Source organism: Achromobacter pulmonis (genome assembly GCF_021733725.1).
GTDB classification, from domain to species: domain Bacteria; phylum Pseudomonadota; class Gammaproteobacteria; order Burkholderiales; family Burkholderiaceae_B; genus Achromobacter; species Achromobacter pulmonis.
Genome location: NZ_JAIFOT010000001.1, coordinates 1805835 through 1822516, shown reverse-complemented (window position 1 = coordinate 1822516; position 16682 = coordinate 1805835). Strand labels below are relative to the sequence as shown.

Below are 16682 nucleotides of genomic sequence, written 5' to 3'. Positions count from 1 at the left end.
ACCTTCTTGTTTTAACCGAGTACGCATGATGTCCAAGCTCCGTTCCCTGATCGTGTGGTCCGTGGTCTTCACGCAGGTCTGGTCGCCGGTGCTGGCGCAGACGCTGCCGATCGCGGTGGACCGAAGCGTGCCGGGTGCCAAGCCCTTCGTGGGCGTCAGCAATGGCGTGCCCGTCATCAACATCGCGCCGCCTTCGGCAGGCGGCGTGTCAAATAACCGCTACACGCAATTCAACGTCGGCCCGTCTGGGGTGGTGCTCAACAACAGCGGCGGCGCAAGCCAGACGCAACTGGCCGGGCACGTGGCGGGCAACCCGATGTTGGGCAATCGGCATGCGGGCACCATCCTCAACCAGGTGACCGCGCCGAATCCGTCGCAACTGCTCGGCACGCTGGAAGTGGCTGGAAATCGGGCGAACGTCATCGTCGCCAACCCGGCGGGCATTACGTGCAATGGCTGCGGGTTTCTGAACGCGGACCGCGCCACCCTGACCACGGGCACGCCGCGCATCGGGCCAGATGGGGGCATCGGCTTTGATGTGGCGGGAGGCCGGCTCGCGGTCGAAGGGGAAGGCCTGAACGGCATGAACCTGAGCCAGATGGACCTGATCGCGCGCACGCTGGAAATCAACGCGGGCATCTGGGCGAACCGTCTGAGCGTGACGGCCGGCGCATCGCGGGTCGACTACGGCACGGGCGCCGTATCCGCGCAGGCGGGTGATGGCCCTGCACCCGCCGTGGCGCTGGATACGGCCGCGCTGGGCGGCATGTACGCCAACAGCATCCGCCTGATCGGCACCGAGGCCGGCGTGGGGGTGAACATCGGCGGCAACCTGGCGGCGCTGACGGGCGATTTGCTGGTCAGCGCCGCTGGCGATGTGCGCATTGCGCCACGCGCCACCGTGCAGGCGGCCGGCGATCTGCGGGTGGAGAGCGGCGGCGATCTGGCCGTGCAGGGCGCGGCGCAGGCGACAGGCGCGGCCGCGCTCGTCGCCACGCGCAACGTGACGATCCCGGGCGCGGTCGGCGCGGGCTCGTCGCTGAGTATCGAGGCGGGCGGCGATGCGGCGGTGGGCGCACAAGGCAGCCTGCGCACCCAGGGCGCCTTGCGCGTGGCCGCAGGCCGGGATCTTTCGCTGTCGGGAGGACTGCTAACGTCCGGTCAGGACGCGCGCGCGCAATCGGGCCGCAATCTGACGGCGGCCGCTCAGGCGGCAATGCCGCCACCCGCCCGCGGCGGAGCCACCGAAAGCGGCGCTGGCGCGGACGCGGAGGCACGTGCGCAGCCGGGCAAGCCATCCGGCCCAGCCGCGCCCGGCGAGCCGCCCGGCGGCGTATCCACGGTGGACGGCGTGGTGTCCGCGCAAGATGGCGTCACGCTGCAAGCGGGCCGCGACCTGGTGCTGCCGCAACAGGTGCTGGTGTCGGGAACGCTGCTCACCGAGGCAGACGGGCGCGTGGCCTTGGCGGCCGGCACGCAATTGCAGTCGGCCGGCAACGTGACGATACGAGCGGGCCAGGACATGGCCCTGGGCGGAGCGGTCCTGACCGACGCGGCGCTGAGCCTGATCAGTGGCGGCGATCTGGTGCAGGGCGCGGCGGGCAGGCTGCAAGGCAAGCAGGTGCAGGCCAGTGCCGGCCGCGACCTGGCCTTGGGCGGCGCATGGGTGTCCGCAGCCGATGCTCAGGCGCGGGCCAAGCGCGATGTGCGCGTGGACGGAAAACTCAGCGCCGGTGGATCGTTGGATCTGGATGCGGGGCGTCATCTGCGGGTTGGCGCCGACGGGCAAGCAGACGCGTCGGGCCAGGCGCGCATGCACGCGGCCGGCGACCTCTCGCTGGCTGGCCTCGCGCAAAGCAATGCTGGCCTGATCTTGTCATCCAGCCGTGATCTGCAGGTCGATGGCGGCGCGTTGGCCGATGGCGGCTCCGTGTCCATGACCGCGGGCCAGGCGTTGACGCTAGGCGCCGCGAGCCGCGTGCAAGGTTGGGACCTCATCGCGCGCGCGGGCAGCGATGTGGACGCCCGAGGCGAAATGGGCGCACGGGGTGATATCGGGCTCCTGTCCGGCCGCGATCTGCGGCTTTCGGGCAAGAGCGCGGCCTCGGGCAATCTCGGCCTGCAGGCCAGGCGCGACCTGTTCACCGACGCCAATGGGCTTTGGGAGGCGAACGGCGGCGCAACGATCGCGGCCGGGCACGATGCGGCATGGGCAGGCGCCCTGCGCGCCAATCGCGGCATCGCGCTGGATGCCGCGCGCCGGCTGTCCGTCGACGGCCTCGTCACCACGGCCGAAGGCGGACTGCTGAGCGCGGCGGGGGACGCGTTGTCCATCGGCGTGACGGGCCGCCTGGTTTCCAGGGATCGCATGGGGGTGACGGCGGGCGCGGATCTGGTGATCGATGGCGAACTCAGTTCGTTGGACGAACTGTCTGTGCAGGCGGCGCGCGATGCGCGGGCCGGCGGCAAGCTGCATGCCGCAACCTCGTTGCGCATGGCGGCCGGCGGCGACCTTGCCCTGCTGCGCGGCGCCAGCGCCCGCAGCGATGGCGAATTGGCGCTGCACGGCAGCCAGGATCTGGCGCTGGCCGGCATGGCGGCGGCGGACGGTGGCATGGTCTTGAACGCGGCGCGTGACCTGACGATGGCGGGCGAGGCATTCGCTTTCGGCGGGCGGTTACGCCTGGAGGTCGGCCAGAATGCGCGGTTGGAAGCGGGCAGCCGCCTGCAAGGCCTGGGCGTGGACGCGCGCGCTGGTGGCGACTTGAGCCAGGATGGCCAACTGGTGTCCTTCGCGGACGTCAATCTGGCTGCCGGCCATGACCTGAGCGCAGACGGCGCGATCGTTGCCGATGGCAAGCTGGATCTGTCCGCTCAGGGCGACGCGCGGATTGGCGAGGCGGGGCGTCTGCAATCGGCGGGTCTGGCCACGCTGCGCGCGGACGGCGAAGTCGCCGTCGCCGGCGAGCTGCGTGGCGATGGCGGCGCGGCGGTCAATGCGGGCGGCACGCTGAATGTGCAGGGCTTGATCGCGTCGGCGCAAGGTGCGCTGACCATGAATGCCGAACAGGACCTGACGTTGGGCGCGAACGGCAGCGCCTTGGCGAGCGGCCCATTGAAGGCGCAGGCCGGCGGAGCGTTGGCCAGCGCGGGAATGTTGTCATCGCTAGCCGACCTGGCATTGGCGGCAAGCAGGAACCTGACCTTGCAGGGCCAGAGTCTCGCCACCGGCGACGTGCGCCTGAATGCGGGTGGCAGGCTCGTCAGCGCCTCCAGCGCGCAGACGCAGGCCAACGGCGCGTTGAGCGCGAACGCCGATTCGGCGACGCTGGCCGGCCAAGTCGTCGCTGGGGGCGTGACCAATCTGCGCACGAACGGCGAACTGCTTCTGGACGGTAGCTTGCTGGCACCCGGAAGCGCGCTCACGCTGGCCAGCGGCGGCGATCTGAAACTGGCCGCATCCAGCGCCATGAAGGCGGGCGGACTGCTGACCGCGCGAGCTGGCGGCGCGTTGCTTGCCGACGGCGCGATACAGGGCGACAGCGACATTCACCTGTCCGCCACGTCGGACGCGGTGCTAAACGGCAACACGGCCGCCAACGGCCTGTTGAACGTCACGGCGGGCAAGGGCCTGGGCGACCTGCGGGTCGGGCAAGACGCGCACCTGCGGGCGGCCACCACGTTGGACATGCGCGCAGGCCGCGACCTGACCGTCGCGGGGACGCTGGCTTCGATCGCGGATCTGACGCTGGCCGCTGCGCGCGACATACGCGTGGATGGCGTGGCGGCCAGCGACGCGGGTTTGACGTTGACCGGGCGCGACATCACGGTGGGCGACCCGGGCCTGATCCAGGCGGCTGCCACGATGGCTGGCGTGGCCGACCGCTCGATGACGATCGCGGGCCGCGCGGTGGCGGGCCGCACGCAATCGCTGGGCGCGGGCGAGCGCCTGTCGGTCGCGGGCACGGTCGCGGCTTTGCAGGGCGATCTGTCTCTGGCCGCCACGCGCGGCGATGCCATCTTCGGCGCGGCATCGCGCCAACAGGCGGGCGGCTCGCTCATGTTGACGGCGGGCGGCGCATTGCAGATGTCGGGCAGCAGCAGCGCCGGCCAGGATCTGTCCTTGCGCGCCGGCACCGATGCCCTGCTCGATGGCGTGATCGCCACGCGGCAAGGCATGCTCGCGGCCACCGCCGCCCGCGACCTGCGGATAGCGGCGGGCGGCCGCCTGCAAGCAGGCGCCGGACTGGCCCTGGCGGCCGGCGACGTCCTGACGCATGAGGGTCTCGCCGTTGCGGGCGCACAGGCAGACCTGAGCGCCAATACCGCATTGAGCAATACCGGCTCGGTGCTCGCCGCCGGTGATCTGCGCGTTCGCGTTCCGGGTCTGCTGCACAACGCCGGCCGCCTTGTGGCCGGTGTCGACGCCGATGGCCGCTTGCGCCTGCCAGGCAGCCTTCAGGTCAACGCGGGCACGATCCAGCATCCCGGCGCCAGCCTGGCGGGCAAGGCCATGACGTTGTCCGCCAACGGATTGCAGTTGGAGGGAGGCGTGCTGTCGGCGGCGGGCCAGATGACGCTGGCATCCACGGGCGACATCGACACGGCGGGGGCCGCCCTGCACGCCGGGGCGCTGGATCTGTCGGCGGTTCACCTGCGCAACCAGAACGGCAGGCTCACCGCCGAGGGCGAAGCCCGCGTCACACTGAGTGCAAGTCTGGACAACACCCACGGCACGCTCGCCGGCGGCGATCTGACCATCGCCACCCCGGGCGCGGTCGACAACCGCAGTGGCCTGATCCAGGCGGATGGCACGCTGGCGCTGTCAGCCGCAAGCCTGGACAACCGCGCAGCCACCGCGCCGGCTCGTGGCTTGCTGGGCCGGGTGGTCGCCGTCGAGGCTGATGGCATCAACAATCAGGGCGGCGCGATCAACGCCATCGAAGGCCTGTCGCTCAAGGCCCGTGACATTGACAACACCGCGGGCCGGATCGTCTCGCAAGGCGATGCCAGCATAGCGACCGACGTTCTGCAAAACGGCCAAGGCGAGCTGGCGGCGGGCCGGAACCTGGCGCTCGGCATCAAGGCCTCGCGGACTCTGGGCGCGCTGCGCGCGGGCGGCGATCTGTTGCTGGATTACGCCGGCTCGCTGAACCTGGATAGTGATATCACCGCGGGCCGTGACCTGACACTGAAGCTGGGCGGCGCGCTTGATAACCGGGCGCGCGTCAGTGCCGGACGCGACCTCGGCATCCGCGCCGAGTCGTTCGTGAACCATGAAACGGGCGAATGGATTGCCGGCCGTGGCAACACGATCGATGTCGCCAACGGGCTGGTCAATGACGGCCTGATCGATGGCAAGACCACCCGCATTGCGGCCGGCTTTGTGAATAACCGGGGCCGCATTTACGGCGACCAGGTATCGATCGGCGCCGGCAAACTGATCAACACGGTTGGAACCACGGGCGCGGCGGTGATCGCCTCGCGAGCGGACATGGATCTGGGCGCCGGCTCGCTCGTCAACGAGCAGGGCGCCCTGATCTACTCGGCGGCGGACGTGCGAGTGGGCGGCGCGCTGGACGCGGCGGGAGCCGCCACGGGCCAGGCCGCGCGGGTGCGCAACAGCGCGGCGACGATCGAGGCGGCAGGCCAGGCCAGCATCGCCGCGGCGTTGATCGAGAACTTGAACCCAAGCTATGCGAGCCGCACGGAGCAGGTCTCGTCCGAGCCGAAGTTCTATTTCCGGCAGGTCAATCAGGACCGGCAGGAGTTCGGGCCGTTGATGGACGGCAGCGAGTTCTTCTGGGTGTGCCATGAGTACCGGGGAATCTGCTCGCAGAATCCCGCGCAGGGCGTGGGCAAGCAGAACTGGCTGCTGCTATTGCCACCCAGCGAGAAGTACCCGGCCGCGCGCTATGGGCCGCCCTTCGACTATGGCGTGCCGAACTGGTATGGAGACTGGGGCCTGGATCCGACGGCGACCACCTGGCCGATCGCGCCCTCCTACACCCCGGCGGAGCCGGGCTGCGCGGGCATAACCGACGATGACTGCGAGATCTCGCAAGACATCTTCGCGTATGCCCCGGATGCACGGATCTGGTCGGTCTTCGGGGTCACCCCGCCCGACGGCCCGCTGCCGCAATGGGACGAAACCGAACCGGCGGCATGCCGTAACGGCAACTCATCGGTTTGCGAAGCCTATGCCGCGCGCCGCGGCGCGTATGAGCAAGCCTACGCCGACTACAAGGCGCGGCACCTCGAACTGGACGCGCGCATCAAGGAATTCAATCGCGACGTGAACAGCCGCTGGCAACACGCGTTCATGTACTACCGCGTCAATGAGACGGTCGTCGAGACCCGGACGGTGTCGTCCGATCCCGGGCAGATCCTGTCTGGCGCCGCGATGACCTTGACCGGGTCGGTCACCAACGACAAGAGCCGCATCGCCGCCGGCGGCGCGCTGTCCGTGGTCGGACCCGCCATCGACAACATCGGCGCCAGCGGCACGCGTACCGTGACGCGCGAAGGCGTCATGACCTTGAGCTTCGAGAAGCAGCGGCACGCGCGCAAATCCACGCGCTGGGAAAGCAGCAGCCCCTACGCCAGCACCTTGGCGGCCGAAGCGATTGACGTGCCGGTCGCCACCGCGACGGGCGGCGCCGCCCTGACGCTGTCGGGCGCCGCGCCGGCCGCGACCCCCATAGGCGCGCCGGAGCCGGTGCAGGTCGTCAGTGTCGATCTGCCGGGCGGCAAGGCCGTCCGCACCGTTTCCCATCCGGCCGGTATTCCCGACAACCAGCTCTTCGTGGTCAACAGGCAGCCGCAGGCGCCCTACCTGGTGGCGACCGACCCGCGCTTTACTGCCGGCCACGCCCACGTCTCCAGCGACTACCTGCTCGATCTGCTGCGGCAGCCCGGCACGCTGCCTGGGGTCTTGGCCGGCGAAACCGCGGGCGGTGGCGATCGCCGCGCCGGCGATCCCGTCCTGGTATCGCCACCCGCGCGCCAGAACGACGATATGGCAGGCGCGGGGGACGCCTTGCCGGTGGCGCGCCTGGGCGGCTGGGACGACCTGATCCCGCCGGGCGCCACGTTCCTCACGCCGGCGGGCCAGCCCCGGCGCCTGGGCGACGGATTCCATGAGCAAAAGGTGGTATCTGACCAGATTCTCGCCACCAGCGGCCAGCGCTTCCTGGAGAACTACAGCAATCAGGATGCGCAGTACAAGGCCTTGCTCGCGGCCGGCGCCCGCTTCGCACAGGCGCACGGCATCAAGCTGGGCGCCAGGCTGACCGAAGCCCAGCAGCAGTTGCTCCTCACCGATCTGGTATGGCTGGTGGAACAGCCCGTGACCCTGGCCGATGGCAGCGTCCAGTCGGTGCTGGTGCCGCAGGTGTATCTCCTGGTCCGGAAAGACGACCTGAAGGGGGACGGCACGTTGATCGCCGGGCGCGACGTCGACATCACCGCTGAGAGCGATTTCGTCAACAGTGGCGCCGTCGCGGCGCGTCAAGCCACCGTGATCCGCGCCGGCAACATCGTCAACCAGGCCGGCGGCACCCTCCAGGCGGGCGGCACCATCGACCTGATCGCGCGCGAAGACCTGACCAATCTGGCATCGCTGATCAAGGGCGACAAGATTGGCCTGAGCGCCGGACACGACATTGCACTGACCTCGACCTCGGCGTCCGAACGCGCCAGCAATACCTGGGGCACCTATCTCACGGGCATGGCGCGGATCGACGCGGGCAGCCTGGATGTGCGGGCGGGGCGCGACCTGCGCCTGACCACGGCGCAAATCGCCGCCCGGGACCACGCGCGCCTGCAAGCCGGCCGCGACGTCAACATGGCCACCCTGACCGAGCGCAAGGGCGAGCGCCTCGAGCGCGACCCGCGCAACCGCTACGAACTGAGCACGGGCCGCGAGATCGGCGCGGCGCTTGCCGCCGGCGGCAGCCTGACCCTGGCGGCGGGCCGGGACATCAACGCGCGCGCGGCCGATGTCACCGCGGGCAAGCATCTGGCGGTGCAAGCCGGGCGCGACATCAACGCGACGGCCGGCGTGCGGACGCAGCACTCCTATATCGAGTCCTACAGCAAGCAGCGCGGCTTCCTGTCCAGCCGTTCCAATCACATGGTCAACGCCATCACGACCGAGCGGGCGCAGGCCACGACCTTCACGGGCGACACGGCAACGCTGACGGCCGGCCGGGACGTAGTGGTCAGCGGCTCGAATCTGGGCGCGCAGCATGACCTGGCAGTGTCGGGCGCGCGGGATGTGAAGATCGCCGCCGGCGCCAACACCATGGACATCCGCCACTACGAGCAGGACAAGCAGTCCGGCATGGGCGCCATGGGCGGGCTGAGCTACGGCAGCCGCAAGCAAACCGACTCGCTCGATGGCAAGAACGTGTTCCATACCGCGAGCATGGTGGGCAGCGTTGAGGGCGACACGCTGATTCGCGCGAACCGCGCGCTGAACCTGACGGGCAGCAACATCGTGGCGCGCCAGGGCGATGTGGCGCTGATCGGGCGCGGCGTCAATATCGCCGCGGCGATCGACACCACGCGCGACAAGGAATACCACGAGGTCAAGCAGTCCGGCTTCAGCATCAACGCCAGGGCACCCGTGATCGATGCGATGCAGACGGCGGGAAAAATGCACCAGGCCGCCGGCAAGACCGACAACAAGGTCATGCAGGGCCTGGCGCTGGCGACCACGGGCATGGCCGCGCTCAATGCCTACGACTCGGTGATGGCGGATCCCAAGAGCGCCGGCGGCGCAAGCCTGAGCATCGACCTGGGCGCCAGCAAGAGCCAGAGCGCCACGGACCGCGCGTCTGCATCGACGGCCGGCTCGACCGTGGCTGCCGGCAGGGATATCACGCTCCTGGCCCGGGGCGCTGGGGCCGCATCGGACATTGCGGTCACGGGATCGCGCTTGTCGGCGGGCGGCAATGTCTTGCTTGAGGCCGAGGGAAGCATCCTGCTGCGGGCCGCGCAAAACACATACGAGCAGCGCACAAAGAACAAGAGTTCCAGCGCAAGCGTGGGTATCGGCGTGTCGGCCGATAGCGAGAACGGGGCTGGCGTCATGGTCAGCATCGGCGTCAGCGGCGCTCGCGGCCATGCCGATGGCCGGGATGCGAGTTGGGCCTACAGCAACGTGAGCGTTGGCAATGTGCTTGCGCTGCACTCCGGCGGCGACACCTCCTTGATCGGCGCGGCGGCACAGGCCGACCGGATCATGGCGTCGGTAGGCGGTGGCTTGCGCATCGAGACCTTGCAGGATGTCAGCACGTACGCCTCCAAGCAGCAGAGCGCCGGTGTCCAAGCCAAGATCTGCGTTTATGGCTACTGCAAGAGTTCCGTATCCGGCAACGTGGCGCAAGGCCGGATGGACAGCAACTTCAAGTCCGCCAGCGAACAGGCGGGACTGAAGGCCGGTGACGGCGGATTCCAGTTGGATGTCGCGCGAAACACGACATTGATCGGCGGGCTGATATCCAGCAGCGAGCGCGCGGCGCTCGATGGCCGAAACGCGCTCACTACCGGCACGCTGGTCGTTCAGGACGTCAAGAACACGGCGCGATACAAGGCCGACCAGATTGCGCTCAGCGGGGGCTATAGCTGGGGCGGCGACGGCGGGGGCGCACCCAAGAAAGACGACGCAGGCAAAGCGGACGTAGGCGCGAACACCCACGGCCAGGCGGCGGGCGGCGCCGACAAGGCGCGAGACCCGGCCGACAAGAGCGGCGCGTCGGCAGGCCTGCCTGCTGTCGTAGGCGCGTCCGGCAATGCCAGCTCGACCACGCGCAGCGCGATCAGCGGCGGCAACGTCGTGATTCGCGATGAGGCCGCGCAGCAGGATCTGACGGGAATGACGGCGACGGAAACGGTCGCGGCCCTGAATCGCGCCACTTCGTCCGATACGTTGAACGCGCTTAAGCCGATCTTCGACAAGGAAAAGATCGAGGCGGGATTCGAGATTGCGTCGGAGGCGCAGAAGCAGGTCGGGCAGTTCCTGGAGGCTCGGGCCAGGGAAGCCAAGGCGCTTGAAGATGCGCTGAAGGGTACGCCAGAGGGGCCGCGTAAAGAGCAATTGCGCGCCCAATACGAAGCGGCCCAGAAATGGGGACCGGGAGGCAGATACCGTGAAGCGCTGATGGCCGTGAGCTTGGCGACTGGCGCAAACGTGACGGGTAGCGCAAGCGGGTTCGTGCAAGCGGCCACCGTGAATTACTTGCAGAGCCTGAGTGCGACCAAGATCAAGGAAATTGCGCCGTTACTTGGCGGCGAAGGTTCTGCCGGACATGTGGCACTCCATGCTTTGCTCGGTTGCACGGGCGCCGCGGCAACCCGCACAAGCTGCGGCGCAGCCGCCACCGGTGCATCCGCGGGCATCGTCATCAGCCAGCTCATGGAGCAGGTGTCCGGCAAGCCATCAAGCAAGCTCGACCCCGTGGAGCGCGAGGCGCGCATCAATCTGGTGACCAGCGTGCTTGGCGGGCTGACGGCGGCGTTGGACCCGAATGCTGTGGCGGCGGTGAACGACGCAGCGCGGCTGGAGTTGGAGAACAACCAGTTTGTGGTGCCGCCGCCTGCCATGCCTTCAGTCGGGAGCCTGATAGGAGGAATCGTTGGGGGAGGGAGAAGTGGCCAGGATGTCGTCGATGTTCTGCGCGGACGTAAATCAAGCTCGATGACTCTTAATGAGGAGATTGCGAGTGCACTGCAGCGGAAATGGAACGAGTTATTTTCTCCCATAATAAGCGAATCTAATGAGAGATCGTCAAAAACTCCAAATAAAGGTGAGGCAGGAGAGTGGGTTAAAAATCCAGGTAGTGGCCAAGAACGGCTATATGGAAACGATGGGCGGCCGCTTGTCGATCTAGATTCAGATCACGACCATGGGCAGGGGACTCCACATGCGCACAACTGGGATAGGGATGCTAACGGTGCTCCAGTAAGAGGGCCTGGGGTTTCTGTATCAAAATGGCCCCGGAACTAATACTTGGTAATTGCTGAGGTATGTATGAAAGAAATGTTATCGACGTATGCTGATTTTCATGATGCAAGGTTTGTAGGGGTTGACTACTCATCCGATGATCGTGTGATTCTTTCTTTTAAGCTTGTTAATGGTGTCAGAAGGGAGGTGGTTTTAGAGAAGGTTAGATTTATTAGGGTTTGTGATTTTATTTGGCAAAATGTGGTGTCGCGCGTTTTTGATTCCACTCTTGTTGGGTCTAACTCTTCCATGTGCCTTGATAATAAAGTTGAGTGGCTGTACACGTTATCGGATGGCACTCGATTAATAGATGATGGTGCTATGGATGAAATTAAAGTGGGAGTTAGAGACGGGAGTTTTAGACTGTTTTTTTTAGAGCCCTCCTGGGGGGCTGAAGTCGTATGTTTGTGTGATAAGTGAGCAATGGGGCCTATGGGTTGGTGTCGCCAAAATAGGGCGGGGTGAAAATGAAAAAGAGAAAATATCTGAGCGCGGCAATTGTCGAGTGGACCGGGGTATGGAGCATAAAGCTCGAATACATCCAGCCGGGCAAGCCACAACAGAATGCCTACGTCGAATGGTTTAACAGGACCGTGCGCTACGAATGGCTGTCCCAATATCACTGGGACGATCTGGACCACGTACAGCGCGTCGCCACGCAGTGAATGTGGTCCTACTATCACGAGCGCCCAAATATGGCTCTGGGCGGATTTACCCTAAAACAGCGGTTGGCCATGGCCGCGTAGCGTTCCTACTTCTGGCAATAGCTAAAAATAGGGGGATTACCATGTGATTGCCCCCGATGGACGTGGCTTCGCTACGATTCGAATGGAAAATTTATTGGTTTTTTTGGAGCCTCCGAAGCCATGAATATTTTATCTACTGTGATAACAAGCCCCCCAGATCGAGAGAATTGTGTATTCGAGATTTGGGCGGGATCGCGTCAGTTGGCTGAGGTATCAAATGAGCCAGGGAGACCAATCGAAATAGAAATTTACCCCCCCATTGCGGGAGGAAAATGGAATTTCAAGCTTGAGGACCTTATGATTGCTTTGCATCAGGCGACTAAGACTTTAGCTTCTCACCAATAAGTTGGTGAAAAAGGAACCGAGTTCTAAATCGAGCCACGATGACCCTAACCCAGTTTTTAGTACCTGTGGATTCAGACGGTCAGTGCAACACCCTATTGAAAGCCTGATGGATAGAGGTGTGCAATGGTCAGTATTTACGGCGCCATGACTACGGAGAGGAAGTCTAGGATTTGGGAGCTATGGCGCAAGGGGACCCCGATGAGCTCCATTGCGCGCGACATATCTAAGCCTCCTGCGACTGTCTATTCATATCTCCTGTACCACGGAGGCATCTCGCCTAGGATATTGCTACCAACATGGTCGTTTACTCCTGCGATCCGGGCAGCCCCTGGCAGCGAGGCACCAACGAAAATACGAATGGCCTGCTACGCCAGTACTTCCCAAAAAGAACAGGCTTGGCAAACTATACGCAGTGCGAGCTTGATGCAGTTGCCGCCAAGCTAAACTCCCGGCCCAGAAAAACGTTGGGATTCAAGACCCCGGCTGAAGCGCTGGACGCAATGTTGCGCTGACCGTCTGAATCCACAATCGCTATAAATGGGGGATTACCCTACAAATTCCCCACCGGCACGATTAACGTCGGACGCATTACACCAGCGAGATAAGCATGCGGACTTTAAGATTATTGAAAGATAAAGAGAGAGCGCTGCTAACTGCGCTAATGATGGAAAGTCTCCAAGCAACACAGCTTGTTGAGTCTCTCAATCAGGTTTTGGTTGAAGAAATGGACGACGGGGGGATGGGAAGTCTACGATTTCATTATTCTGATTCGAAGTCCCGTCATTTCGCTAAGAGACTAATCGACAGAGAATTCGTAGATAGCGATGGGGTTCCCGTTCGGGTGGCAATTAATCTGGATGAGTATGGAGACATATATGAGCTTGATGTGTGGAAAGTCGATTTCTCTCCGCCGAGACGGTTCCCAGTACTGTCGAAAAAACACGATGCCAACAGCAATCAACCTTGCAACAAAGATATTTTTCGAAGGTAACGTCAAGGTCTTTTCTGAGAGTAGATAATGGCTAAGCCCGTATGCCGTGTGTTGATTCCCGATGTTCTAGAATGAGCATTTCCATTTGTGGTTACTCAACTGGAACTGCAAGGTCTCAAACTCGTCGAGATCTTTTACGGGAGGTTCACGAGATGGCTCCTATTGAGCCATTGGTGCGAAATGAACATCCCGGGTTTTCGCAGAGGCCGGTCAGCTTGAGTCAGACTACGCCGACCAGCCCGATCACTCACCCCACCATCTGAAAACTCACCCGCCCCGGCCGCCCCGGCAGATTCAACGTCGCCGTCGCCGGCGGCGTCGTCGCCACGACCTGCCCGGCGCGCAGCACCATCAGGCGCGTGGCGCGCAGGCGCAGCGCTTCGACCGGGTCGCGGGCCTGCAGCAGCACCATGTCGGCGCGCTTGCCCACTTCCAGCCCGGTCTCGTCCAGGCCAAGAATCTTCGCCGGCGTGGCCGTGACGGCCTGGAAACAGGCGCGCATCGCATCCTGGCCGGTCATCTGCGCCACGTGCAGGCCCATGTGCGCCACTTCCAGCATGTCGCCTGAACCCAGGCTGTACCAGGGGTCCATCACGCAGTCGTGGCCGAACGCCACCGGCACGCCGGCGGCCAGCAGCTCGGGCACGCGCGTCATGCCGCGGCGCTTCGGATAGGTGTCGTGGCGGCCTTGCAGCGTGATGTTGATGAGCGGGTTGGCGATGGCGGACACGCCGGCCTCGCGCATCAGCGGGATCAGCTTGGACACGTAGTAGTTGTCCATCGAATGCATCGAGGTCAGGTGCGAACCCGTGACACGGCCTTGCAGGCCCAGGCGCTGCGTGTGATAGGCCAGCGTCTCGATGTGGCGCGACAGCGGGTCGTCGCTTTCGTCGCAGTGCATGTCGACGCGCAGGCCGCGCTCGGCGGCCAGTTCGCACAGGATGCGCACGGATTCGGCGCCGTCCTGCATGGTGCGCTCGAAGTGCGGAATGCCGCCGACCACGTCCACGCCCATGTCCAGCGCGCGCTTCAGGTTGTCGAGCGCGCCCGGCGCGCGCAGCACGCCGTCCTGCGGGAAGGCGACCAGTTGCAGGTCCAGGTATGGTTTGACTTGCTCGCGCACGTGCAGCAGCGCTTCCACGGCCAGCAGGCGCGGGTCGCACACGTCGACGTGCGAGCGGATCGCCAGCAGGCCGCGCGCCACCGCCCAGTCGCAATAGGCCAGCGCGCGTTCGACCAGCGCTTCCTGCGTCAGCAGCGGCTTGAGTTCGCCCCACAGCGCGATGCCTTCGAGCAGCGTGCCCGACTGGTTCACGCGCGGCAGGCCGAATGACAGCGTCGAGTCCATGTGGAAGTGGGCGTCGACGAACGGCGAAGTCACCAACTGGCCGGCGGCGTCGATGGTCTGCGCGGCCTCGGCCTTCAGCGCCGGTTCCAGCGCCACGATGCGGCCCTGGGCCACGCCGATGTCGATGTGCTGGCGGCCGTCGGGCAGCGTGCAGTGCTTGAGGATCAGATCGAGCATAGTCAAACCTTGTGGATTACCGTTCGCCCTTGCGGTAGGGCTTCATCAGGGCCTGCGGGTAGGCGGCGCGGCGCGCCATCACCACCAGGGCCAGGATGGACAGAATATAGGGCAGCATCAGGTAGACCTGATAGGGCAGCTCGGGCAGGCCCGGCAACGCCGCCCCGCCCTGCTGCAGCCGCAGCTGCAGCGCGTCGAAGAAGGCGAAGATCAACGCGCCCAGCAGCGCCTTGCCGGGCCGCCACGAGGCGAACACCACCAGCGCCACGCAGACCCAGCCGCGGCCGTTGACCATGTTGAAGAAGAAGGCGTTGAAGGCCGCCAGTGTCAGGAAGCTGCCGGCCACGCCCATCAGTGCCGAGCCGGCGACGATGGCGCCCATGCGCAGTTTGGTTACCGACAGGCCCTGGCCTTCGGCCGCGGCGGGGTTCTCGCCCACCATGCGGATCGCCAGGCCGACCGGGGTGCGGTTCAGCACCCAGGCCAGGATCGGCACCGCGGCCAGCGCCAGCAGCGTCATCGGCGTTTGCCCGGCCAGCACCGGGCCGATCAGCGGAATGCCGTCCAGGAATTTCATTTCGGCGAACGGCGTGATGGTGGGCGGCGTGTTCACGCTGGGGAAGGTGACGCGGTAGGCGAAGTAGCTCAGGCTGGTGGCCAGCAGCGTCACGCCCAGGCCCGAGACGTGCTGCGACAGGCCCAGTGGCACCGTCAGCACCGCGTGCAGCAAGCCGAACACCGCGCCCGCCAGCGCGGCCGCCAGCACGCCCACGTACAGCGGTGCGCCCAGGTATACCACCAGCCAGCCGGTGAAGGCGCCGGCGGCCATGATGCCTTCGATGCCCAGGTTCAGCACGCCGGCGCGCTCGCACAGCAGCACACCCAGCGTGCCCAGGATCAGCGGCGTCGCCAGCCGCAACACCGCGACCCAGAAGGCCGCGGAACTCAACAGGTCCATCCATTCCATGGCGTGCTCCTCAAGCCCGGTTGCGGCGCAGGCGGTACTGCGCGAACAGCGTCGCGACCAGCATGGCGAGCAACGATGTGGCGACGATGACGTCGGCGATGTAGTTCGGCACCGCGATGGCGCGGCTCATGCTGTCCGCGCCCACCAGCATGCCGGCCACGAAGATGCTGGCCAGAATCACGCCGAGCGGATGCAGGCCCGCCAGCATGGCCACCACCACGCCGGTGTAGCCGTAGCCCGGCGACATGTCGAGCGTGACGTAGCTGGTGCGCCCGGCCACCTCGATGGCGCCGGCCAGCCCGGCCAGCGCGCCCGACAGCATGGCGGTGCCCAGCATCACGCGGTTCACCGGCAGGCCCAGAAAGCGCGAGGCGTGGGCGTTGGCGCCGACCGCGCGCATCTGGAAACCGAACACCGTATAGCGGTTTAGCAGCCACAGGCCCAGCGCCAGGCCGGCGGCCCACAGCAGGCCGGTGTGGGCGCGGGTGCGTTCGATCAGCTTGCCCAGTTCCAGGTCGGGATTGAGCGCCACCGATTGCGGCCAGCCCATGGCCATCGGGTCTTTCATGGGGCCGTCCAGCATCATCGACACGAATAGCAGCACGATGAAGTTGCCCAGCAGCGTGGTCACCACTTCGTCCACGCCCAGGCGCGTCTTGAGCAGGGCCGGGATCAGCAGCAGCAAGGCGCCGGCCAGCGCCGCCGCCAGCATCATGCCGCCGAACAGCACCGGCACGGGCAGGTCGAAGCCGGTGCCGTCATGCAGGCCGCCCACCGCCACCGCCGCCAGTGCGCCCAGGTACAGCTGGCCCTCGGCGCCGATGTTGTAGAAGCGCGCGCGAAAGGCCACGGCACAGGCCAGCCCGGTCAGCATCAGCGGCGTGGCGCGGGTCAGGGTTTCGGACAGCGCGAATTTGGAGCCGAACGCGCCTTCGAACAGCAGCGCGTAGGTGCGGCCCACCGGCGCGCCGGCCCAGGCCACCAGCAGCGTGCACACCGCCAGCGTAAAGAGGATGGCCGCGATCGGGGCCAGCGCCAGCGCGGCGCGGCTGGGCTCGGGGCGGCGTTCCAGGATCAGTTTCATTCGAGAAATGCTCAGT

General features: G+C 65.8%; 7 protein-coding genes and 1 pseudogene. 5 read left to right on the top strand and 3 right to left on the bottom strand.

Annotation, left to right across the window (positions count from 1 at the left end; translation table 11 throughout):
* Positions 1 to 25 precede the first annotated feature (25 nt).
* The 5 genes and pseudogenes from K2W61_RS08335 (at position 26) to K2W61_RS27865 (ending at position 13090) form a co-directional block, all read left to right on the top strand.
* Positions 26 to 11011 carry a two-partner secretion domain-containing protein gene (locus K2W61_RS08335; protein WP_236755425.1) on the top strand — a complete coding sequence of 3662 codons (10986 nt, stop codon included), beginning with the start codon at positions 26 to 28 and terminating at the stop codon, positions 11009 to 11011.
* Between the two features lie 24 nt (positions 11012 to 11035).
* Positions 11036 to 11428, top strand: a complete 393-nt coding sequence (locus tag K2W61_RS08330) for a hypothetical protein (protein ID WP_141702692.1) — start codon at positions 11036 to 11038, stop codon at positions 11426 to 11428.
* A 47-nt stretch (positions 11429 to 11475) separates the two neighbouring features.
* A complete protein-coding gene (locus K2W61_RS27870) occupies positions 11476 to 11673 on the top strand; it encodes an integrase core domain-containing protein (protein WP_059268763.1) in 198 nt (65 codons plus the stop codon).
* A 716-nt stretch (positions 11674 to 12389) separates the two neighbouring features.
* Positions 12390 to 12611, top strand: a pseudogene (locus K2W61_RS08320) (IS30 family transposase); the annotation flags it as partial.
* A 95-nt stretch (positions 12612 to 12706) separates the two neighbouring features.
* Positions 12707 to 13090, top strand: a complete 384-nt coding sequence (locus tag K2W61_RS27865; protein WP_419761595.1) for a DUF6984 family protein — start codon at positions 12707 to 12709, stop codon at positions 13088 to 13090.
* 247 nt (positions 13091 to 13337) lie between these two features.
* On the opposite strand, the gene K2W61_RS08315 is transcribed toward K2W61_RS27865, so the two are convergent.
* From K2W61_RS08315 to K2W61_RS08305, 3 genes are read right to left on the bottom strand one after another with little or no spacing between them, the layout of a single operon-like run.
* Positions 13338 to 14615: an amidohydrolase family protein gene (locus K2W61_RS08315; protein ID WP_236755424.1), complete on the bottom strand. Its 1278-nt coding sequence runs from the start codon at positions 14613 to 14615 to the stop codon at positions 13338 to 13340.
* Positions 14616 to 14631: 16 nt separating this feature from the next.
* Entirely contained in the window at positions 14632 to 15582 is a 951-nt protein-coding gene (locus K2W61_RS08310) for an ABC transporter permease (protein ID WP_054418758.1), read from the bottom strand.
* Between the two features lie 10 nt (positions 15583 to 15592).
* Positions 15593 to 16666, bottom strand: coding sequence for an ABC transporter permease (locus K2W61_RS08305; RefSeq protein ID WP_236755423.1), 1074 nt, complete (start codon positions 16664 to 16666; stop codon positions 15593 to 15595).
* Between the last annotated feature and the right edge of the window lie 16 nt (positions 16667 to 16682).

What these genes read in the sequence shown, in the direction of transcription:
- K2W61_RS08335 (WP_236755425.1), top strand. Translation starts at nt 26, where the DNA reads ATGATGTCCAAGCTCCGTTCCCTGATCGTGTGGTCCGTGGTCTTCACG.
- K2W61_RS08330 (WP_141702692.1), top strand. Translation starts at nt 11,036, where the DNA reads ATGAAAGAAATGTTATCGACGTATGCTGATTTTCATGATGCAAGGTTT.
- K2W61_RS27870 (WP_059268763.1), top strand. Translation starts at nt 11,476, where the DNA reads ATGAAAAAGAGAAAATATCTGAGCGCGGCAATTGTCGAGTGGACCGGG.
- K2W61_RS27865 (WP_419761595.1), top strand. Translation starts at nt 12,707, where the DNA reads ATGCGGACTTTAAGATTATTGAAAGATAAAGAGAGAGCGCTGCTAACT.
- K2W61_RS08315 (WP_236755424.1), bottom strand. Translation starts at nt 14,615, where the DNA reads ATGCTCGATCTGATCCTCAAGCACTGCACGCTGCCCGACGGCCGCCAG.
- K2W61_RS08310 (WP_054418758.1), bottom strand. Translation starts at nt 15,582, where the DNA reads ATGGAATGGATGGACCTGTTGAGTTCCGCGGCCTTCTGGGTCGCGGTG.
- K2W61_RS08305 (WP_236755423.1), bottom strand. Translation starts at nt 16,666, where the DNA reads ATGAAACTGATCCTGGAACGCCGCCCCGAGCCCAGCCGCGCCGCGCTG.